The sequence below is a fragment of the Kribbella sp. WER1 genome (genome assembly GCF_054189145.1).
In genome coordinates this window covers 7,290,912-7,311,218 of sequence record NZ_CM135186.1, presented here as the reverse complement: position 1 = coordinate 7,311,218, position 20,307 = coordinate 7,290,912, and the positions used below count along the sequence as shown (strand labels likewise).

Annotated in this window: 20 protein-coding genes; 5 read left to right on the top strand and 15 right to left on the bottom strand. The window is 70.2% G+C overall.

The features are described from left to right. Nucleotides 1-64: 64 nt before the first annotated feature. Complete coding sequence (locus ACXJJ3_RS35730) at nucleotides 65-1,021, top strand: PQQ-dependent sugar dehydrogenase (RefSeq protein WP_458166318.1); 957 nt, start codon at nucleotides 65-67, stop codon at nucleotides 1,019-1,021. 116 nt (nucleotides 1,022-1,137) lie between these two features. Then, complete coding sequence (locus tag ACXJJ3_RS35725; RefSeq protein ID WP_458166317.1) at nucleotides 1,138-1,575, top strand: hypothetical protein; 438 nt, start codon at nucleotides 1,138-1,140, stop codon at nucleotides 1,573-1,575. A gap of 51 nt (nucleotides 1,576-1,626) precedes the next feature. On the opposite strand, the gene gatB is transcribed toward ACXJJ3_RS35725, so the two are convergent. The 3 genes from gatB to gatC are packed head-to-tail and all read right to left on the bottom strand — an operon-like array spanning nucleotide 1,627 to nucleotide 4,924. Next, complete coding sequence (gene gatB, locus ACXJJ3_RS35720; protein ID WP_458166316.1) at nucleotides 1,627-3,123, bottom strand: Asp-tRNA(Asn)/Glu-tRNA(Gln) amidotransferase subunit GatB; 1,497 nt, start codon at nucleotides 3,121-3,123, stop codon at nucleotides 1,627-1,629. Continuing rightward, the gene (gene gatA / locus ACXJJ3_RS35715; RefSeq protein ID WP_458166315.1) at nucleotides 3,120-4,625 is read right to left on the bottom strand and encodes an Asp-tRNA(Asn)/Glu-tRNA(Gln) amidotransferase subunit GatA; all 1,506 of its coding nucleotides are present in this window, start codon (nucleotides 4,623-4,625) and stop codon (nucleotides 3,120-3,122) included. The genes gatB and gatA overlap by 4 nt, the downstream gene beginning before the upstream one ends. Nucleotides 4,626-4,627: 2 nt before the next feature. After that, nucleotides 4,628-4,924, bottom strand: a complete 297-nt coding sequence (gene gatC, locus ACXJJ3_RS35710; protein ID WP_458166314.1) for an Asp-tRNA(Asn)/Glu-tRNA(Gln) amidotransferase subunit GatC — start codon at nucleotides 4,922-4,924, stop codon at nucleotides 4,628-4,630. 202 nt (nucleotides 4,925-5,126) lie between these two features. Here gatC and ACXJJ3_RS35705 point away from each other — a divergent pair, with 202 nt between their 5' ends. Next, entirely contained in the window at nucleotides 5,127-5,771 is a 645-nt protein-coding gene (locus ACXJJ3_RS35705; RefSeq protein WP_458166313.1) for an ACT domain-containing protein, read from the top strand. 12 nt (nucleotides 5,772-5,783) lie between these two features. Here ACXJJ3_RS35705 and ACXJJ3_RS35700 read toward each other — a convergent pair whose 3' ends face one another. The 8 genes from ACXJJ3_RS35700 to ACXJJ3_RS35665 all read right to left on the bottom strand — a co-directional run bounded on the left by ACXJJ3_RS35700 (nucleotide 5,784) and on the right by ACXJJ3_RS35665 (nucleotide 13,975). Then, complete coding sequence (locus ACXJJ3_RS35700) at nucleotides 5,784-6,290, bottom strand: hypothetical protein (protein WP_458166312.1); 507 nt, start codon at nucleotides 6,288-6,290, stop codon at nucleotides 5,784-5,786. After that, a complete protein-coding gene (locus ACXJJ3_RS35695) occupies nucleotides 6,287-6,550 on the bottom strand; it encodes a hypothetical protein (protein WP_458166310.1) in 264 nt (87 codons plus the stop codon). Before ACXJJ3_RS35695 ends, ACXJJ3_RS35700 begins: the two co-directional genes overlap by 4 nt. 141 nt (nucleotides 6,551-6,691) lie before the next feature. After that, complete coding sequence (locus ACXJJ3_RS35690; RefSeq protein WP_458166309.1) at nucleotides 6,692-6,916, bottom strand: hypothetical protein; 225 nt, start codon at nucleotides 6,914-6,916, stop codon at nucleotides 6,692-6,694. Nucleotides 6,917-6,932: 16 nt separating this feature from the next. Continuing rightward, complete coding sequence (locus ACXJJ3_RS35685) at nucleotides 6,933-8,477, bottom strand: hypothetical protein (protein WP_458166308.1); 1,545 nt, start codon at nucleotides 8,475-8,477, stop codon at nucleotides 6,933-6,935. 100 nt (nucleotides 8,478-8,577) lie between these two features. Next, nucleotides 8,578-10,680 (bottom strand): NAD-dependent DNA ligase LigA, encoded by a 2,103-nt coding sequence (gene ligA / locus ACXJJ3_RS35680; protein WP_458166307.1) that lies wholly within the window; start codon nucleotides 10,678-10,680, stop codon nucleotides 8,578-8,580. A 36-nt stretch (nucleotides 10,681-10,716) separates the two neighbouring features. Then, a complete protein-coding gene (locus tag ACXJJ3_RS35675) occupies nucleotides 10,717-11,685 on the bottom strand; it encodes a methionine synthase vitamin-B12 independent (RefSeq protein ID WP_458166306.1) in 969 nt (322 codons plus the stop codon). After that, entirely contained in the window at nucleotides 11,682-12,773 is a 1,092-nt protein-coding gene (gene mnmA / locus ACXJJ3_RS35670; RefSeq protein WP_458166304.1) for a tRNA 2-thiouridine(34) synthase MnmA, read from the bottom strand. The genes ACXJJ3_RS35675 and mnmA overlap by 4 nt, the downstream gene beginning before the upstream one ends. Then, a complete protein-coding gene (locus tag ACXJJ3_RS35665) occupies nucleotides 12,773-13,975 on the bottom strand; it encodes a cysteine desulfurase family protein (protein WP_458166303.1) in 1,203 nt (400 codons plus the stop codon). The genes mnmA and ACXJJ3_RS35665 overlap by 1 nt, the downstream gene beginning before the upstream one ends. Nucleotides 13,976-14,086: 111 nt before the next feature. Between ACXJJ3_RS35665 and ACXJJ3_RS35660 the strand changes: the two genes are divergently transcribed. Beyond that, nucleotides 14,087-15,616, top strand: a complete 1,530-nt coding sequence (locus ACXJJ3_RS35660; protein WP_458166302.1) for a hypothetical protein — start codon at nucleotides 14,087-14,089, stop codon at nucleotides 15,614-15,616. Nucleotides 15,617-15,671: 55 nt separating this feature from the next. On the opposite strand, the gene ACXJJ3_RS35655 is transcribed toward ACXJJ3_RS35660, so the two are convergent. The 3 genes from ACXJJ3_RS35655 to ACXJJ3_RS35645 form a co-directional block, all read right to left on the bottom strand. Next, the gene (locus tag ACXJJ3_RS35655; protein WP_458166300.1) at nucleotides 15,672-16,544 is read right to left on the bottom strand and encodes an NAD-dependent epimerase/dehydratase family protein; all 873 of its coding nucleotides are present in this window, start codon (nucleotides 16,542-16,544) and stop codon (nucleotides 15,672-15,674) included. Nucleotides 16,545-16,623: 79 nt separating this feature from the next. After that, the gene (locus ACXJJ3_RS35650) at nucleotides 16,624-17,589 is read right to left on the bottom strand and encodes an electron transfer flavoprotein subunit alpha/FixB family protein (protein ID WP_458166299.1); all 966 of its coding nucleotides are present in this window, start codon (nucleotides 17,587-17,589) and stop codon (nucleotides 16,624-16,626) included. Between the two features lie 10 nt (nucleotides 17,590-17,599). Next, entirely contained in the window at nucleotides 17,600-18,382 is a 783-nt protein-coding gene (locus tag ACXJJ3_RS35645; RefSeq protein WP_458166298.1) for an electron transfer flavoprotein subunit beta/FixA family protein, read from the bottom strand. A gap of 118 nt (nucleotides 18,383-18,500) precedes the next feature. On the opposite strand from ACXJJ3_RS35645, the gene ACXJJ3_RS35640 reads away from it, so the two are divergent. Continuing rightward, nucleotides 18,501-19,232, top strand: coding sequence for a class I SAM-dependent methyltransferase (locus ACXJJ3_RS35640; RefSeq protein ID WP_458166297.1), 732 nt, complete (start codon nucleotides 18,501-18,503; stop codon nucleotides 19,230-19,232). Here the strand turns inward: ACXJJ3_RS35640 and ACXJJ3_RS35635 are convergent. Further along, nucleotides 19,219-20,307 carry a hypothetical protein gene (locus ACXJJ3_RS35635; protein ID WP_458166296.1) on the bottom strand — a complete coding sequence of 363 codons (1,089 nt, stop codon included), beginning with the start codon at nucleotides 20,305-20,307 and terminating at the stop codon, nucleotides 19,219-19,221. The two genes, ACXJJ3_RS35640 and ACXJJ3_RS35635, sit on opposite strands and share 14 nt — an antisense overlap.

The following is a 20,307-nucleotide window of genomic DNA, read 5'->3' as shown; positions in this document are numbered from 1 at the left end:
GGAGGGGACACCCAGTAGTTCGGCGTCGTCGAGTGCACCGACTGCGTCGCCGATCGAGCTGACCGTGGCCTCGACGGTGGTGAGTGGGATCGAGGTGCCGTGGGGCGTGGCGTTCCTGCCGGACAAGAGCGCGCTGGTGACCGAGCGGGACGCCGCGAAGATCGTGCGGGTCGTCGGCGGGCGGGTGACCGAGGTGGGGTCCGTCGACGGGGTGAAGGCCTCGTCGGAGGGCGGGTTGCTCGGGCTCGCGGTGGATCCGGGGTACCCGGGCAAGCCGTACCTCTACGTGTACTACTCCAGCGGCACCGACAACCGGATCGCGCGGATCACCTACCGGGACGGCAAGCTCTCGGACCAGCAGGTGATCCTGGACGGCATCCCGGAGGCGGCGATCCACAACGGCGGCCGGCTGCGGTTCGGGCCGGGCGGCTTCCTGTACGCCGGGACCGGCGACGGCTCGGAGCAGCCGAACTCCCAGGACGACAACTCGCTCGGCGGCAAGATCCTCCGCATCACCACCGACGGGAAGCCCGCGCCCGGGAATCCGGACGGGCGGGCGTGGATCACCAAGGGCCACCGCAACGTCCAAGGCCTCGCCTTCGACGGCAACCAGCTGTACGCCGCGGAGTTCGGGCAGAGCACCTGGGACGAGCTGAACGTGATCACCCCCGGCTCCAACTACGGCTGGCCGGCCGCCGAAGGAATCAGCCACCTGGACGGGATGACCGACCCGATCGCGCAGTGGCCGACCGCCGACGCGTCGCCGTCCGGGATCGCGTTCGCGAAGGGGTACATCTTCATGGCCGGCCTCCGCGGCCAGCGGCTCTGGGCGATACCCGTTGCTAACGGCAAGCGAACCGGTGAACCGAAGGCGTTCTTCACCCAGCAGTACGGGCGGTTGCGCACCGTCGAGCTCGCACCGGACGGGTCGTTGTGGGTCACGACGTCGAACACCGACGGCCGCGGGCAGCCGCGCGCCGGCGACGACCGGATCCTCCGGGTGACGATCAGAACGTCCTGACAGTCAACCGTTTCGCGACTTGGGTCGTCTGGTACTTGTGGAAGAAACGACTCGAGGAGGAGATCGGTATGCCGACCGGCCAGGCGTCTGGCGTCCCCAGCAGTGTGATCGCATCGGTGAGCAGTTTCGCTGACGCTCAACGAACAGCGGAGTACCTGAAGAGCTACGGGATGGACGCGACGAGCCTGGACATCGTCGGCGCCGGACTTCGGCAGGCCACCAGACGGCCGCGGATCCCGGTCGTCCGGTTGACCGCGACGGGTGCGCTGCAGGGCGCGCTGCTCGGCGTCCTGGCGGCCGTCTTCGTCACGCTGGTCGCGCAGACCACGCTGACCAGCTTCGCGGTCGTGCTGTGGGGCTTCGTGTACGGGCTGATCGTCGGCACGCTGTGGGGGCTGTTCCGCGCGCTGTTCCGCAACCGGCCCGACACGGTCACCACCGAGATCCACCCGACCCGGTACGAGCTCCGCTGCCCCGCCGACGAGCTGTCGGTCGCCCGGACCCTGCTCACCGTCGACGACGAAGCTCCGGAAACGCAGCGCAACGCCGCCTGAACGCACCTGAGGTGCCGGACCTACCAGGGCCCGGCACCTCGGGGAACAGCCTCAGATACCCAGCTTCTCGTTCAGCAGCTGGCGAACCTTCGCGGCGTCGGCCTGGCCGCGCATGTCCTTCATCACCGCGCCAATCAGCGCGCCCGCGGCGGCCGGCTTCCCGGAGTTCACCTTCTCGACCACGTCCGGGTTCGCGGCGATCGCCCGGTCGATGGCCTCGAGCAGCGCCGAGTCGTCGGACACCAGCGCCAGCCCGCGCTTCTCGATGATCTCGGCCGGCGTACCCTCACCGGCCAGCAGACCTTCGAACACCTGCCGGGCGAGCTTGTCGTTCAGCGTGCCGTCGTCCACCAGCTTCTGCACCTCGGCGACCTCGGCCGGACCGACGCTCAGGCCGTCGAGCTCGACACCGGCCTCGTTCGCGGCCCGGGCCAGCTCGCCCAGCCACCACTTCTTCGCCGCCGCCGGCGAGACCCCGAGCTCGACCGTGGACACGATCAGCTCGACCGCGTTGCCGTTCACGGCGTCGCGCATCTCGAGGTCGGTGAAACCCCAGTCCTGCTGCAGCCGGGCCCGCCGTACCGACGGGGCCTCGGGGAGCGTCGCGCGGATCTCCTCGACCCATTCGCGCGACGGCGCCACCGGCACCAGGTCGGGCTCCGGGAAGTATCGGTAGTCGTCGGCGTCGGACTTCTCCCGGCCGGCCGTGGTGATGCCGGTGTCCTCGTGCCAGTGCCGGGTCTCCTGCAGGATCTTCCCGCCGGACGACAGCACCGCCGCCTGCCGGGTGATCTCGTAGGTCACCGCGCGCTCGACCGAACGGAACGAGTTCACGTTCTTGGTCTCGGTGCGGGTGCCGAGGGCCGTCGAACCGGACGGCTTCAGCGACACGTTCACGTCGGCGCGCAGCGAGCCCTGGTCCATCCGGACGTCCGAGACGCCCAGCGAGAACAGCAGGTCGCGGAGCATCGCGACATACGCACGAGCCACCGCGGCGGCCTTGTCGCCGGGCACCTCGATCGTCTTGGTGACGATCTCGATCAGCGGGATGCCGGCCCGGTTGTAGTCGACCAGCGAGTGCGTCGCGCCGTGGATCCGGCCGGTCGCGCCGCCCACGTGGGTGGCCTTGCCGGTGTCCTCCTCCATGTGCGCGCGCTCGATCTCGATCCGGTACGTCTCGCCGTCGACCGCGACCTCGGTCCAGCCGTTGAACGCGATCGGCTCGTCGTACTGCGAGGTCTGGAAGTTCTTCGGCATGTCCGGGTAGAAGTAGTTCTTCCGGGCGAACCGGCACCACTCGGCGATCTCGCAGTTGAGCGCCAGGCCGATCTTGATCGCGGACTCGACCGCGGTCGCGTTCACCACCGGCAGCGCGCCCGGCAGCCCGAGGCAGACCGGGCAGGTCTGGGTGTTCGGCGGCGCGCCGAACTCGGTCGGGCAGCCGCAGAACATCTTCGACGCGGTGTTGAGCTCGACATGCACCTCGAGCCCCATCACCGGGTCGTAGGTGGCCAGCGCGTCGTCGATCTCGAGTACCTCGGCGGTCATCGGGTCACCTCCAGCTCCGGAGCCTTGCTCATCAGTACGCCGCCCCACTGCTCGGCCAGTGCGGCCTCGAGCGCGCCGCCAACCCGGTAGCACAGGTCGTCGCGCATCACCGGCGCCATCACGTGGAAGCCGACCGGCAGACCGTCCTCGTCGGCGAGGCCGCACGGGAACGACGCGGCCGCGTTGCCCGCCAGGTTGGACGGGATCGTGCAGAGGTCGTTCTTGTACATCGCGATCGGGTCGTCGATCCGGTCACCGATCGCGAACGCGGTCGTCGGCGTGGCCGGCGAGACCAGCACGTCGACCTGCTCGTACGCATTCGCGAAGTCGCGGGCGATCAGCGTCCGCACCTTCTGCGCCTGGCCGTAGTACGCGTCGTAATACCCGCTGGAGAGCGCGTGCGTGCCGAGGATGATGCGGCGCTTCACCTCGGCGCCGAAGCCGGCCTCGCGGGACAGCGCGGTCACCTTCTCGGCGCTGTTCTCGCCGTCGTCACCGACCCGCAGGCCGTACCGCATCGCGTCGAACTTGGCCAGGTTGGACGAGGCCTCGCTCGGCAGGATCAGGTAGTACGCCGGCAGCGCGTACTGGAAGTGCGGGCAGGAGACCTCGACCACCTCGGCGCCGAGCTTGGTGAGCAGCTCGACCGCCTCGTGGAAGCGCGCCTCGACGCCCGGCTGATAGCCCTCGCCGCCGAGCTCCTTGACGACGCCGATCCGCAGCCCGGCGACGTCGCCGCTGCGGGCCGCGGCCACCACCGGCGGGACGTCCTGGTTGATCGACGTGGAGTCCATCGGGTCCCAGCCCGCGATCGCCTCGTGCAGCAACGCCGCGTCCAGGGTCGTCCGCGCACACGGGCCCGGGGTGTCCAGGCTCGACGCCAGCGCGATCAGCCCGTACCGCGAGGTGCCGCCGTACGTCGGCTTGACGCCGACCGTCCCGGTGAACGCCCCCGGCTGCCGGATCGAGCCGCCGGTGTCGGTGCCGATCGCCAGCGGGGCCTCGTACGCCGCGATCGCCGCCGACGAACCGCCGCCCGAACCGCCCGGGATCCGGGTCAGGTCCCACGGGTTGTGGGTGGTGCCGTACGCCGAGTTCTCCGTCGACGAGCCCATCGCGAACTCGTCCATGTTGGTCTTGCCGAGGATCACGATCCCGGCCGCCTTCAGCCGCTGCACGACGGTCGAGTCGTACGGCGGCTTCCAGCCCTCGAGGATCTTCGAACCGGCCGTGGTCGGCACACCCTCCTGGGTGAGCACGTCCTTCAGCGCCAGCGGTACGCCGGACAGCGGCGCGAGCTGCTCGCCCGCGGCCCGCTTCTCGTCGACCGCCTTCGCCTGCGCCAGCGCGCCTTCGGTGTCGACGTGCAGGAACGCCCGCACGTCACCGTCGACGGCGGCGATCCGGTCCAGGTGCGCCTGGGTGATCTCCACCGAACTGGCCTGCTTGGCCGCCATCAGCTCCGCAAGCTCGGCCGCGGTCTTCCTGGTGAGGTCCGTCATGGTCAGTCCTCCTCCAGGATCCGCGGCACCCGGAAGCGCTGTTCCTCCGCGGCCGGCGCGCCGGACAGCGCCTGCTCGGGGGTGAGGCACGGGACGGTCTCGTCCGCGCGCATCACGTTGGTCAGCGGCAGGGCGTGCGAGGTCGGCGGGATGTCGTCCGCCGCCACCTGGCTGACCTGCCCGACCAAGGTGATGATCTGGTCGAGCTGCGGCGCGAGGTGGTCGAGCTCGTCGTCGGAGAGCTCGATCCGCGCCAGTCGCGCCAGGTGCGCGACCTCTTCGCGGGTAATCGATGGCATGAACTGATCCAATGCGTGCAGTAGCCGTTAGCCATGTAGGCACATGACTAACGGAAGCTTAGTAGGCCGTCTGTGACAGCCGCATTTCACCTGTGGACAACAGCCCGATGAGATGGGCGGGCGTGTCTTGTCCTACCGCTCTGTAACATGGGCGGCGACAAGGCGTTACGCGCAAGGTGATGGGCTGGGAGATGATCGTTCGGTGTTCCTGCTGCGCTTGATCATCCCGGACCGCCCCGGTTCGCTCGGTGTGGTTTCGACCGCCCTCGGTGAGGTGAACGCCGACATCCACGCGATCGAGATCGTCGAGCACCGCCGGGAGAACGGCACCGCGGTCGACGACATCGTGGTCGACCTGCCGCCCGGTGTGCTGCCGGACCGGCTGGTGTCGGCCTGCAACAGCGTCCCGGACGTCGAGGTCATCTGGTTCTCGCGGTACGGCGCCGGCGGCGGCCTGCACATGGACCTCGAAGCGGTCGAGCAGATGACGTCCGCGCCGTCGGAGGCGATCGACATCCTGGTCGAGCAGTCCCCGGCCGTGCTGCACGCGGACTGGGCAGCGCTGCTGGACGGTACCGGCAGCGAGGTGAAGGTGGCGCTGGAGACCAGCGCGACCCCGGAGTTCGGCGACGTCGCCGCGCACTGGCTGCCGCTGGCGAAGGCGACCACCCTCGAAGCCCCGGACCACAAGGGCCTCGCCGAGTCCGTCCTGGTCGCGGCCCCGCTGGAGTCCGACCGCCGGGTGCTGGTGATCGGCCGACGCGGAGGCCCCGAGTTCCTCGGCTCCGAGGTCGCCCGCCTCTCCTACCTAGCCTCCCTGGCCGTCACAATCCGCGCCACCGCCTGACCGGCTCTGGAGCTACTTCTCTCGGGACGGGCCCCGAGACGGAGGGCGGCGCTGGGCCGCGGGAGGCTGGCTCGCGGATGGGAGATGGTCGAGTTCGTCGAGAGCCACGCCCCTCGAACGCCCGAGCCGGTTCGCGGTCACGTCGAAAATCTCGCCGTCCTTGCGGGGCGCAAAGGCAACGACCTGGCGTACCGGAAGCGATGATTCCGTCACACCTTCGAACTCGCGATAGGTGACCCGATGCGATGGCCCCATCGGCCGCCCGCGGCGGTTGAACTCCTCGACGACCGGAATCTTGATCTCGGCGCAGTCTCGAAGATCCGGGTGGCTGTCGGAACGGCCGAGACGCTCGCCGGCGAACTCGGCTTCGCGGCCTTCGCGCAGTGCGCTCAGCGCGACGCGAGCAGCTTCGAACTGCTTCGCCGCGGCGCCGCCGGGGTCAGCCTTGGCGCGTTGCTGGAGCTCACGGAGGTCGTCTCGGAGCTCCGAGTCCAGGATGAGGTGATACTTCGCAGTCATCGGTCTCGGGGCGGTTGGTCATCGCTGTCGAGATTCCACCCGAACTCTGCGGCGAGCTCATCGGCGGACACATAGTCCTCCGCGCGGTTCGTCGCCAACCGCCGCCGAGTGACCTCGCGAATCTCGGCCGCCTGTTCGGCGTCCTCAGCCAGCTCCTCGAGCTGCTCCCACCGGTCGAACGGAACGACTACGCCCTGTGCCTGACCGTCGTCTCCGAAGATGAGCGGCTCTGTCTGGCCGGCGCGGAACCGTTGCAGCATCCGCGGAAGGTTGTGCGCGCCGTCGCCGTGTCGATCACGTTGACCCGATCACCATTCGGGCGATCCTGCGGCGTCGCTTGCAGTTCCCAGGCCCGCAGATCATTCAACTCTCTTGAATGATCTGCAGGACTCGCTCGTTCCTCAGGTGAACTGGAAGTAGGCGAGGGCCCAAAGGCCGGCGATCACCAGCAGGACGACGACGCCGACGAGGGCGACGATCAGGATCGCCTGGCTGTTCGATCCGTTCCGGTCCGGGAGGTCGAACTGGGTGGGGCCCCAGGCCCCGCCGCCGTCGACACGCTGGACCGCCTCGGGCGGCGGCTGGGCCACCGTCCGGGACTCCCGCTTCTCCCGGGGGAACTTCACATCCGGCCTCCGTGCATCAGGCGTAGAACGACTCGTACTGGATGTTGACCCGCTGCGACCCGTAGCTTCCGCTGCTGTCGCCGTCGATCTGCACCTTCCAGCCGCCGACATAAGCAGCGTACTGCTTGCCGTCACTGTGCGCCTCGATGTACGCCTTCACCGCGGCCGCGTTACCGCCCTTGAGGACGCCGAACGCGTCGTTCATCGCCGAGGTCATCGCGCCCTTGACCGCGCTGCCGCTGTCCGCGGACGCGCTGAACTCGAGCAGCTTGATGCCCTTGGTCCCGCTGGCCAGGAAGAACACTCGCTGGGAGCCGTACTTCCCGACGTCCTTGCGGCAGGAGCTGGTGCACACGTACGACTTCGCCTTCAGCGCCGCCGTCAGCTGAGCCACGTTGGTGTCGAAGGTCTGGTCCGGGAGGTCCAGCGACTCCTCACCGTTCTTGTGACCGGACACCCGCAGGTTCGAGCCGTCGTTGCTGAGCTGGAAGGTGCCCCAGTTCGTCCCGACCTCGGAGGACCGCTGACCGGTCTTGACCGCATCCTGGATCTTGGACACCGAGTCGCCGCCGAAGGTGTCGTTGCCGATCGCCTGCAGCGCCTGGCCGAACGCCACCTGGGCGTTGTTGTTGTTGTCCCCGTCCTCGGTCTCGACCCGGGCCGCGATGATCGTGCCGTCGGACTTGAACTGGAAGATCACCTCGGACGACTTGCTGTTGCCGTCGACCTTGAAGCAGCCGCGGTGCGCACCCTGGCCGGTGTTGAACAGGTCGCTGCACCCGAAGCCCATGCCCTGCAGCTTGTCGGTCACGCCCTTGGCCTGGCCGGTCGCGTTCCCGAGCTCGCCACCGGTACCGCCGCTGCTGGTCGGGGACGCGGTCGGGTCGCCGCCCTCGCTCTTGCTGCTGGTCGGCTGGCTCGACGGGGTGTCGTCACCGCCGCCGAACGCGCGGATGCCGAGGAAGACCAGCAGGCCGATCAGCACGATGCCGACCACGCCACCACCGATCACCAGCGGCATCTTGTCCTTGCTGATGCCGCCCGGCCCCTTGCCGCCACCGGGACCGCCCTGGCCCGGCTGCCACTGCCCGGGCTGGCCGCCCTGCTGCTGGTGCCAACCACCCTGCTGCGACTGCTGCTGACGCTGGCCCCAGGACTGCTGCTGGTACGCACCGCCGCCCTGCTGCTGGCTGGACTGGCCGGGCTGCTGACCCCAGCCACCACCCTGCTGACCGGGCTGGCCCGACTGACCGGGTTGACCGGGCTGCTGTCCCCAGCCACCGCCCTGCTGCGGCCGGTCCTGCTGCGGCGGGCGCCCCTGCTGGGGCTGGCCCTGCTGCGGCTGACCTTGCTGCGGCTGGCCGTGCTGAGGCTGCTGTGGTTGCTGCGGCTGCTGAGGCTGTTGCCCCCAGCCACCACCCTGAGCGGGAGGCTGCTGTCCCCAGCCACCACCCTGCTGAGGCTGCTGCGGCGGTTGCTGTCCTCCCTGTCCCCCGTGCTGCCCGCCTGGCTGGCCCCCCGGCTGCCCAGGACCCCACGGTCCCTGCGGCGGCGTCGTCATATCTTGCTCCTTCTGACCCAGATCTCGACGTGCAAAGTTAACAGTCGGACGGCTCAGCCCCGTCGGCGGATCCGCCCGGCCGGAAATTCTTTCGGCGGATTCAGGACTCGTCGGGCGCCGGCGTACTCGCCACCGCGGCCGCGGCCTCGGCGCCGTCGTCGAGCAGCACCCGGAACCCGGCCGAGTCCAGGATCGGTACGCCGAGCTGCACGGCCTTGTCGTACTTCGACCCGGGCGAGTCGCCGACGACGACGAACGACGTCTTCTTGGACACCGAACTCGCGACCTTGCCGCCGCGCCCGACGATCGCCTCGGTCGCCTCGTCGCGGCTGAACCCCTCGACGGTCCCGGTCACCACGACCGACAACCCGGTCAGCGTCTGCGGCAGTGTCGGACCGGTCCGCTCCTCGCGCATCAGCACGCCGGACGCCTGCCACTTGTCGACGATCTGCTGGTGCCACGGCACCTGGAACCACTCGATCATCGCCTGCGCGATGGTCGGCCCGACGCCCTCGATCTCGGCCAGTTGCTCCTCGCTCGCGGACCGTACGCCGTCGATGCCGTCGTACACCTCGGTGAGCGCGACGGCCGCGGTCGGCCCGACGTGCCGGATGGACAGCGCGACCAGCACCCGGGACAGCGGCCGGGCCTTCGCCTCCTCGAGGTTCGCGAGCAGCTTGCGGGCGTTCGCCGACAGGGCGCCGGCCTTCGTGGTGAAGAACTCGCTCTCGGCCAGCTTCTCCTCGGTGAGCGCGAACAGGTCGCCCTCGTCCGCGATCAGCCCTCCGCGGATCAACGCGTCCGCCGCCTTGAACCCGAGCCCCTCGATGTCGAACGCGGACCGCCCGGCCAGGTAGAACAGCCGCTCCCGGAGCTGGCCCTGGCAGTACTGCGAGTTCGGGCAGCGGATGTCGACGTCGGACTCCTTCGCCGGAGCCAGCACCGTGTCGCACCACGGGCAGCGCGTCGGCATCTCCCACGCCGGCAACCCCTTCGGGCGCAGGTCCACCACCGGCCCGAGCACCTCGGGGATCACGTCGCCCGCCTTCCGCAGTACGACGGTGTCGCCCGGGCGGACGTCCTTGCGGGCGACCTCCTTGGCGTTGTGCAGCGTCGCGTACTCCACCGTGGAACCGGCCACCCGGACCGGCTCCATGTGCGCGAACGGGGTGACCCGGCCGGTGCGGCCGACGTTCACCTCGATCTCGATCAGCTTGGTGTTCACCTCTTCGGGCGGGTACTTGTACGCGATCGCCCAGCGCGGGGCGCTCGAGGTGGACCCGAGCGCGCGCTGCAGGTCGAGCTCGTCGACCTTCACCACGACGCCGTCGATCTCGTGGTCCACCGAGTGCCGGTTCTCGCCGTAGTACGCGATGAACTCGTTGACCTCGTCGAGCGTGCCGACCCGGCGGGCGCGGTCGCTGACCGGCAGGCCCCACTCCTTCAGCTGGTCGTACGCCTCCGACAGCCGGCCGACGCGGTACCCCTCGACCTTCCCGAGGCCGTGCACGACGAAGCGCAGCGGGCGGCCCGCCGAGACCCGCGGATCCTTCTGCCGCAGCGATCCGGCCGCGGAGTTCCGCGGGTTCGAGAAGACGTCCTTGCCGGCCTCGACCAGCTGGGCGTTCAGCTCCTCGAAGTCCTCGACCCGGAAGTACACCTCGCCGCGGACCTCGAGGAACGCCGGCAGGTCGTCGCCGTGCAGGTGCTCCGGGATGCTCTTGATGGTCCGCACGTTCGGCGTCACGTCCTCGCCGGTACGGCCGTCGCCGCGGGTGGCGCCGCTGACCAGCGTGCCGTTCTCGTACACCAGGTCGAGCGCGAGGCCGTCCACCTTGAGCTCGCAGAGGAACCCGCTGTCGACGATCTGCTGGACCGTGACCTCGCGCTCCAGCCGCTTCGCCCAGGCCTCCATCTGCTCGGCGGAGAACGCGTTGCCGAGGCTCTCCATCCGCATCGGGTGGTCGACCGGCGTGAACAGCGTCGAGATCGGGGCGCCGACCTTCTGGGTGGGCGAGTCCGGGGTGCGGAGCTCCGGGTACTGCTCCTCGACGCCCTGCAGCTCGTGCATCAGCGCGTCGAAGTCCGCGTCCGAGATGATCGGGCTGGACAGGTAGTAGCGCGCCCGGTGGTCCTCGATCTCCTGGCTCAGCTCCGCATGCCGCGTCCGGACATCCGCGGGCGCCCCAACGTTCTCGCTCATGAGGAGAACCTACAACCGCCCACCGACGTTTCGGCGTTACTCCTCGGCCGCTTCGCCCACCACGTCGACGATCTCGCGGAGCAGCTTCAGCCGGGCCCGGGCGTCGGCCGGCGTCGGCGCGGCGGCCAGCCCGCAGGCCGGCGTGATCACCACCTGCTTCAGGAGTTCCGGGTCGAGCCCCAGCTCGCGCCAGCGCCGTACCAACGGTGCCGCGGCCTGCTCCGGCCGCGGGACCGGGCCTGTGGTGGGAACGACACCGGCGTAGATCCGGGTGCCGGCTTCCGCTGCAGCAGCTACCTGGTCCCAGGCTGCGTTGTTGAGCAGTGAAACGTCCACGGCGATCCCGCTGGCGCCGGACTTGGTGAAGACCTCGATCGGCGGCCTCTCCGCGCAGCAGTGCACGATACTCGCCGGAAACAGGCTCAGCAGCTCGACAGCACCAGGACCGTCCACAGACCGGTGTTTGCTCCAGCCGGACGCAGTCGGCACAGCACCAGCCAGTACGGCGGGCAGCCCGGGCTCGTCCACCTGCAGCAGTACCTCGGCCCCAGGCACCCGCTTGCGTACTTCCGCCACGTGCAACTCCACGCCGTACGCCAGCGCCTGCGCGAGGTCTCGCCGCGCACCGTGGTCGGCCAGCACCTTGTCGCCGCGGGGGCGCTCCATGGCGGCCGCCAGCGTCCACGGGCCGGTGACCTGCACCTTGAGCTGACCCTCGTACCCGTAGGCGTACTCCTCGAGGACATCCAGGTCCTCTTGCAGCAAAGCCCGCGCCCGTCGCTGGTCCAGGCTCGCCCGCGCGTCGCCACCACCCGTCAGCCGCCAGCCGACGGGTTGCAGATCAGCCGCAAGCTCGGTCAGTACGGCGACGGTGCGGCTGATCATTTCGCCGTACGGGCGCGCAGGGAGCTCGGGGAGGAACGGGAGGTCGACCAGCTCGAGTACTGCGCGGGTCCACTCGCGGATGTCGTCGCCCGGGACGGAGCCCAGACCGGTGGTGGTCATACGGCGGCGCTGACGCGCTGAACGCTGTCGATCGTCGCGGATCCGATCACGCGGGTGCCGTCGTACAGCACGACGGCCTGTCCCGGGGCGACGGCGGAGGTGGGCTGGTCGAAGGAGACCTGGACGTGCTCGCCTTCGACCGTTGCGACGACCGGCACCTCCTCGCCGTGGGCGCGGAGCTGGGCCTTGGCGTGCAGCTGGGCCGCCGGGGCCGGGCCGCACCAACGGGGCTTGGAGGCCGTGAGGTGCGAGACGGCCAGCTCGGCGCGGGATCCGACCGTGACGGTGCGGTCCACCGGGCTGATGTCCAGGACGAAGCGGGGCTTGCCGTCGGCGGCCGGCGTGCCGATCTTCAGGCCCTTGCGCTGGCCGATCGTGAAGCCGTGGGTGCCCTGGTGCTCACCGAGCTTGTTGCCCTGCGCATCGACAATGTCGCCGGGCGCCTCGCCGAGCCGGTCGCCGAGGAAGCCCGCGGTGTTGCCGTCGGCAATGAAGCAGATGTCGTGGCTGTCCGGCTTGGCGGCCACCGACAGCCCGCGCCGCTCGGCCTCCTCGCGGACCTCGGTCTTGACCGTGTCGCCGAGCGGGAAGAACGCGTGCGCCAACTGCTCCTGGGTGAGGACGCCGAGCACGTACGACTGGTCCTTGGCCGGATCCACCGCCCGGTGCAGCTCCCGCGCGCCGTCGGCGGTGTCCACGATGCGCGCGTAGTGCCCGGTCGCGACCGCGTCGAAGCCGAGCGCCAGCGCCCGCTCCAGGACCGCGCTGAACTTGACCTTCTCGTTGCAGCGCAGGCACGGGTTCGGCGTCCGGCCGGCGGCGTACTCGTTGACGAAGTCCTCGACCACGTCCGCGTGGAACCGCTCGGCCAGGTCCCAGACGTAGAACGGGATGCCGATCACGTCCGCTGCCCGGCGGGCGTCGCGGGAGTCCTCGATCGTGCAGCAGCCGCGCGCACCGCTGCGGTACGACTGCGGGTTCCGGCTGAGCGCCAGGTGCACACCGGTCACGTCGTGCCCGGCCTCGGCCATCCGCGCGGCCGCGACCGCGGAGTCGACTCCGCCGGACATGGCGGCGAGTACCCGCATCAGCTGTTCCTTCCCACGTTCTGCAGTCCGGCGGACTTCGCCCGCTCCACGACCGGCCCGATGCTGTCCAGTACGGCGTCGACGTCGGCGCGCGTACTCGTGTGCCCGAGGGTGAACCGGAGCGAGCCGCGGGCCCGCTGGTCGTCGTACCCCATCGCGAGCAGCACGTGGCTGGGCTCGGCGACGCCGGCGTTGCACGCGGAACCGGTGGACACCTCGATCCCGCGCGCGTCGAGCAGCAGCAACAGCGAGTCGCCCTCGCAGTCGCTGAAGGACAAGTGTGCGTTACCGGGCAAACGGCCGATCGGGTCCCCGGAGAGCTTGGCGCCCTCGACGGTCCCGGTGATGCCGTGGATCAGCGTGTCGCGCAGCTCCGACAGCCGCGCCGCCTCCGCGGCCTGGTGCTCGACCGCGTGCTCCGCGGCGACCGCGAACCCGGCCGTCGCCGGTACGTCGAGGGTCCCGGACCGGACGTCGCGCTCCTGTCCCCCGCCGTGCAGGATCGGCGTCAGCTGCGTCTCCTTGTGGACGACCAGCGCGCCGATGCCGTACGGACCGCCGAGCTTGTGCGCCGACACCGTCATCGCGTCCACGCCGAGCGCCGCGAAGTCCACCGGCACCTGCCCGATCGCCTGCACCGCGTCGGTGTGCACCGGGACGCCGTACTCCTGCGCGATCGCCGCGACCTCCGGCACCGGCTGCAGCGTGCCGACCTCGTTGTTCGCCATCATCAACGTGACGAACGCCACGGACTCCGGCTCCCGCTCGATCGCCCTGCGGACGTCGTCCGGCTGCACCCGACCGAGCCCGTCGACCGGCAGCCACTCGATCTCCGCGCCCTCGTGCTGCCCGAGCCAGACGGCCGGGTCCAGCACCGCGTGGTGCTCGACACCGCTGAGCAGGATCCGGCGCCGCCGCGGGTCCTGCGCCAGCCGGGACCACCACAGGCCCTTGAGCGCCAGGTTGTCCGCCTCGGTCCCGCCGGAGGTGAACACGATCTCGCTCGGCTGTGCGCCGAGCGCCGCCGCGATCGACTCGCGCGCCTCTTCGACGGTCCGCCGCGCGCACCGTCCGGAGCCGTGCAGGGACGACGCGTTACCGGTGCGGCCGAGGTGACGGGTCATCGCCTCGATCGCGGCCGGGAGCATCGGAGTCGTCGCCGCGTGGTCGAGGTACACCGTTCGGCGGTCGGAGGAAGTCATATCGGTTTCAAGGGTATGTCCGGCGCGGATGTTCCCGCTCCCCGGGAGCCGGGTGACCCGTCGGCACGTCATTCTTCCCGAGACCGGAACCAGGGTACGGAGGAGCGCGGCATGAGCGACTGGTGGACAGAGCGACGGCAGAACCAGCAGCTGTCGGACCTGCAGAGCGAGATGTCGTACGCGCGCCAGGCGGCATCCAGCCTGCGGTCGCAGCTGTCCCGGATCCAGGGCAGCCTGCAGAGCCGGGTGGACAGCCTGTCCGAGGCGTTCGACGCGTTCGTCGAGCTGTCCGACCTGCGCCAGGAGACCGTCGCGTTCATCGACGCCGCCGAGCTCCGCCGGTACGCCACCAGCGTCCTGAGCGCGATGGCCTCCGGCGCGGAACTCCCCGCCGCCGGCCGGCCCGTACCGCAGTACTGGCTGGAGCCGGCCGTCGTCGTGCTCGTCTCGCTGCAGGCCGGCGCGCCCGACGAGGAGGCGCTGAGTACGGCGATGAAGCTCGACCGATGGCGTACCTCGACGTTCCTGGCGCTGGCGTCGGCGGCGCTCGGGCAACGGCATCAGGTCCGGACCGAGTGGATCGACACGGCCTTCGGCGTACCGGCCGAGGACGGGACGCTGACCCGGGTCCAGCGGGTGCTGTGGACGACGGCCGCGCGCGGCGGCTTCACCGCGGAGTCGCTGGACCTCGTGGTGCAGCGGCTGCGGGCAGCCATGTCCACCGACGGCGCGTGGCTGACCCGGCTCGAGTCCCGCGGCAGCGCGAGCTCCCGGCCAGGCACCCTGAAGGACACCCAGAAGCAGGACGAGGCGTGGATGCGGCTCAGCCGGGTCCAGAACGCGGTCGACTCGATCGTCGGCAACACCGAGGCCCGCGAGCCCGACCCCGGCCTCACGACCGACAGCGCCACGCCGGACAAGACGCCGGACAAGAACAGCGCCGCGGCGCTGCTCCGCCTGATCACCTCCGAAGGCAGCGAGCCCGAACGCGAGACCCTGGCCCGGATCGCGGTACTCCGCACCCGCGTCACCGGCGGCTCCGAATCCGCGGACACCCTCTCCGACGCCGCCGGCAAGGTCGACGCCCTGCTCACCGACGACCTGGCCCTCGCCGCCGAACCCCACCTGGCTGCGACCGCGCTGCGCGTCATCAGCCCGTCCGTCCTGACGTCGGTGGAATCCCTCGCCCGGACCGCGGACCAGCCGGCTCCGTCAGAAGTGACCGTCGACAGCGGGCGCCAAACCATCACGATCCGCCAGGACGGGCCGGACCAGCTCCAGCTCGCGACGGCGGCCTCCGCGATCACGTCCCGCGTCGGCAACCCAGGCCCGAAGCAGTTGGCCGCGCCGATCGGCTTCGCCGCTGCAGGCGTACTGGTGGCGCTCGGTCTCGGGCTGCTCGTGCACTGGTTCTGGATCGTGGTCGGCCTCGCGCTGATCGGAATCGGCCTGACCAGCTACCGGAAGGTCCGTGAAGGGCTCACGGCCGAGCGCCTGCGTGCCGAAGGCGAAGTCACCAACCTCAACGACCGCTGTACCACGGCAGCCACGTCCCTCAAGGCTTACGCGGACAACAGCGAGAACCGCCGGGCGTCCATCACCGCGGCCCTCGCGAAACTCCGCACGCAGCTATCCGCCTAGGGCGTGTCTCCTAATCCCGCGCCGTAGCGAGGAGGTGCCCGGTGTAGGCGCGGGGTTAGGAGACACGCCCTAGCTCGCGCCACGTACTGCGGTGCGTCCAGCCGATCGTCTTCGCGGCGCGTGTGCAGTCGAACAGCGACGCCGTACCGGTCAGGTCGCCGCGGATCTCCGTGGCGGGTGAGTAGCGGGCCAGCAGGTCGCGGGTCGGCTCGTGGCGGCCGGTGTCCTCGGCGGCGATCACCAGCACCGCATACGGGTCGTGGGAACGCGGGCGCAGCGAGAGGACGCAGGCGCGGGCCGCTTCGGCGAGGTCGACGTACCCCCAGAGGTTGCGGCGGTTCTCCTCCGGCGGCGCACCGGTGATGTACTCACGGACCTCGGCCGGGGTGAGGATCCAGTGGAACCGCAGCGCGGTCACCTGGACACCGCGGCGCGCATACAGCTGGCCGGTCCGCTCGAGGATGTCCTTGGTGAGTGCGTACGGGTCGACGTACCGGAGCTCGGTGTCCTCGTCGAGCGGGACCACCGGCGTACCGATCTCCTCCGGGGACCAGGCGGTGCCGTAGATCGATCCGCTGGAGGCGAGTACGACGGTCCGGATCCCGAGCTTCCAGGCTTCCTCGAGGACGTTGAACGTGGTGATCGCGTTCGCCTCGAGCAGCCGGACCGGATCGATGTTCTCCGGGCTGGCGATCCCGGCACAGTGCACGACCGCCTCGGCCCCGGCCAACGACCGAGCCACCGCCTCCCGGTCCCCCAGCTCGACAACCTCCGTGACCACCCCCACCGGATCAGCCCGCGCGCCCGCTCCTGGGCTTCCTGGTGGGCCGGTGCGGTCTGCTCCGACCACCTCGTGGCCGTCCGCGACCAGCTGCCGGCACACTTCGGCGCCGAGCTTTCCTCGAGCCCCGCTGACCCAGATACGCATCCGCGCAGACTATCCGGCGGGAACACGACGGCCCGACGCGATCCACGACCGGCCGGGCTGTCTGGGTTGCTGCTGGGTATCAGGCCTTGCGCTTGGTGACCTCTTCGGTGGCGGTCGGGAGGACCTTGTGCAGGTCGCCCACCACGCCGAAGTCGACCAGCTCGAAGATCGGCGCCTCGGGGTCCTTGTTGACGGCCACGATGGTCTTCGAGGTCTGCATGCCGGCGCGGTGCTGGATCGCACCCGAGATACCGGCCGCGACGTACAGCTGCGGCGACACGGTCTTGCCGGTCTGCCCGACCTGGTAGGCGTGCGGATACCACCCCGAGTCGACGGCCGCGCGCGAAGCGCCGACCGCCGCGCCGAGCGAATCGGCGAAGGCCTCGATCGGGCCGAAGTCACCGCCGGTACCGCGCCCGCCGGACACGATGATCGCCGCCTCGGTCAGCTCCGGGCGACCGGTGGCCGCGCGGGGCTTGGAGTCGGTGATCCGAGCGGTCTTCGCGGCGTCGGAGATCGTCACGTCGAACTCCTCCACCTCCGGCGACGCCTCAGCTGCCTCGGGAGTGGCAGCGTTCGGCTTGACCGTGATGATCGGCGTCCCGTGGGTGACCTTGGCCTGGACGGTGAAGTTGCCCGCGAACACCGACTGCGTGGTGACCGGACCACCATCGCCGGCCTGCACGTCCACGGCGTCGGTGATCAGGCCGGAGTCCAGCTTGACCGCGAGCCGGGCCGCGATCTCCTTGCCCTCGGCGCTCGACGAGATCAGGATCGCCGACGGCTCGACCTTGGCCGCGACCTGCTGCAGCGCCTCCGCCTTCGGGGCGACCAGGTACTGCGAGAGCTCCGGGTCGGACAGCGCGATCACCTTGGTGGCGCCGTACTGGCCGAGCGCCGGAAGAGCGTCAGAGACACCCTCGCCGATGAAGACGGCGACCGGCTCGCCGAGCCGGCGGGCGATCGTGAGGAGCTCGGCGGTCGTCTTGCGAACCGCGCCCCCTGGATTGTCCGTGTGGTCAACGAGAACCAGAACGTTCGACATTGCGCGCCCCTCAGAGGAACTTGTTCGTGGACAGGAACTCGACGAGCTGGCCCGCACCGGAGCCGTCCTCGTCGGTGACGATCGTGCCGGCGGTACGCGCCGGACGGGCGGTCACCTCGACCACCTCGGTCCACGCGCCCGACCCGCCCACCTGATCCGGAGTCAGCTCGAGGTCGGCCAGCGACCAGGTCTCGACCGGCTTCTTCTTCGCGGCCATGATGCCCTTGAACGACGGGTACCGCGGCTCGTTGGCCTGGTCGGACACCGACAGCACCAGCGGCAGCGTGCCCTCGATCGTCTCGCTCGCGGTGTCACCGTCGCGGCGGATCCGGACGGTCTGCCCCTCGACGGTCACCTCCGAGCCGAGCGTCACGGCCGGCAGCCCGAGCCGCTCCGACACCATCGCCGGGACGACCCCCATGCCGCCGTCGGTCGAGGCCATGCCGAACACGACCAGGTCGGCCTCCAGCTTGGCCAGCGCCTTCGACAGGATCAGCGAGGTGGCCACCGCGTCCGAACCGTGGATCGCGTCGTCGACCACGTGGACGCCGGCGTCCGCCCCCATCTGCAGGCCCTTCTTCACCGCGTCGGCGGCCTGCTCCGGCCCGACCGTGAGCACAGTCACCTCGGCGTCACCGGCCTCTTTCACGGTGAGCGCGGTCTCGACGGCATATTCGTCCAGCTCGGACAACAGCCCGTCGACACCGGCGCGATCCACCGTGTTGTCCTCCGAGCGGAAGCGGCGGTCCGCGGTGGCATCCGGCACGAACTTCGCGCAGACGACGATCTTCATAGCGTGTGGGACCCCTTCTGGTTAACGGTCTCTCCAAGCCTGCCATGGATGTTACCCGCGAGAAACATACGGCTGATGCGAGTCCCATCACAGTCTCGGGCACGACTAGTCTGAGTCGGTGACCGAGACGTTACCGCTGACCGGCGAGCGGACCGCGCCCGGGATCTGGCACGAGAACTACTGGTTCGCGCGTCATGATGCCGCGTATCGCTGGATCACGGCCAACCTGCCGATCGAGCCGGACGGCCGGGTCCTCGACGCCGGCTGCGGCGAGGGCTACGGCGCGGAGCTGCTCCGGCGGGCCGGGGCGAGCCCCGTGACCGGACTCGACTATGAAGATACGACGTTGCGGCACGTCCGCCGCGTTTATCCACAGGTCAATGTCGCCCGGGGCAATCTGGTGCAGACGCCGTTCGCCGATCGGGCCTTCACGACCGTCACGTCGCTGCAGACGATCGAGCACCTGTGGGAGCAGCCGCGGTTCGTCGCCGAGTGCGCCCGGATCCTCGCCCCACAAGGCACCCTGGTCCTCAGTACGCCGAACCGGCTGACCTTCCCGAGCGGCAACTGGTACCACACACGCGAGCTGACCGCGGCCGAGTTCGTCGAGCTGCTCGAGCCGTACTTCGAGATCACGCAGGCGCTCGGGCTGCACCACGGCGTCCGGCTGACGCGGTGGGAAACGCAGTACGGCTCGTGTGTGGACGCGCAGCTCGCCGCCGGGTACGACCAGTGGGACGACGACCTGGCCGCGCTCGTGCGGAGTACGACGTACGAGGACTTCGAGATCCGTCCAGGGGACCTGGACGAATCTCTCGACCTGATGCTGGTGGCTACTACGGCCGGATGATCTTCTCGACGATCTTGCCGGCGATCAGGTACATCAGCGCCGCGATGCCCCAGTTCACCAGCAGGGTGTTCTTCGCGGTCTGCAGGCGGAACAGGTCCTTGAACGGGCCCACCAGGTCGTGCCCGCGCTCGAGGATCCAGCGCACGATCTCGTTGCTCTGGTTGGTCTGATCGAGCGCGGTGAACAGTGCGCCGAGCGCCAGGACAGCGGCCGCGAGCACCGCGATCAGCCAGATCAGCGAGGCGATCAGGTTCCGCAGCTTGCGGACGCCGGAGCCTACCGAGGTGAGTGCCTGCTTGCCCTTGCCGGACGAGCCGGCGGACGAGCTCTTCGACACCGGCGGTTTGTTGCCCGAGGCGCCCGACGGCTTGACCGGCGGCTTCGGTGCGGCCGCTGTCGTACCGGTGGGCTCGGGAGCCGGCTCGGCTGCGTCACCGGCGTCCGCGGGCTTGTCCGGCGAACCGGCCGCGGCATCCTCCGAGCCCGTCGCGGCCGCCGGCGTCTCCGCCGCCGCCTTCTCCCGGGCCCGCTGCTCGGCCACGATCTCCGCGGCCGTCTTCGGCCGCGCGGTCTTGGTCGCGGTCGCGCCTGCACCGGTGCCCGCGCCCGCGGTGCCGGCGTCCGTGCTCGCGGCGGTCCCCGGCGTCGCGCCGGCCTTGGCGGCGTCGGCGGCCGCTTCCGCCTTGTCGTCCTGCGTACCCACGTCGTCCATCTCCTCAGCCGGGGTCCGTTCCTCGTCCGTGGCAGCCGGAGCTCTCCTCCGCCGGCTGACCGGGACCGGGCGCGGCGACAACCGGCGGCGGGCGCCGGCGACCGGCGCCGTACCACCGTCCGCCGATCCGTCGCCTAAGCCGTCAACTATCTGTGCTTCCGGGTTCACGCTGGTGTTCACGCCCATGTCTGACTCGTTCGTTTCAAGCACTGGTTCCAACGTAGCGCTGCCGGCTACCGGACCGGACACGATCGGCACCGGGTCGACCGCACGCGTCCGCGCCTGCGTGATCGAACCGTCGGCCGCAGCCTGGTCCAGCGGCGACCGGGCAGCCTGTTCGGCAGCCTCGGCCTGGTCAGCCAC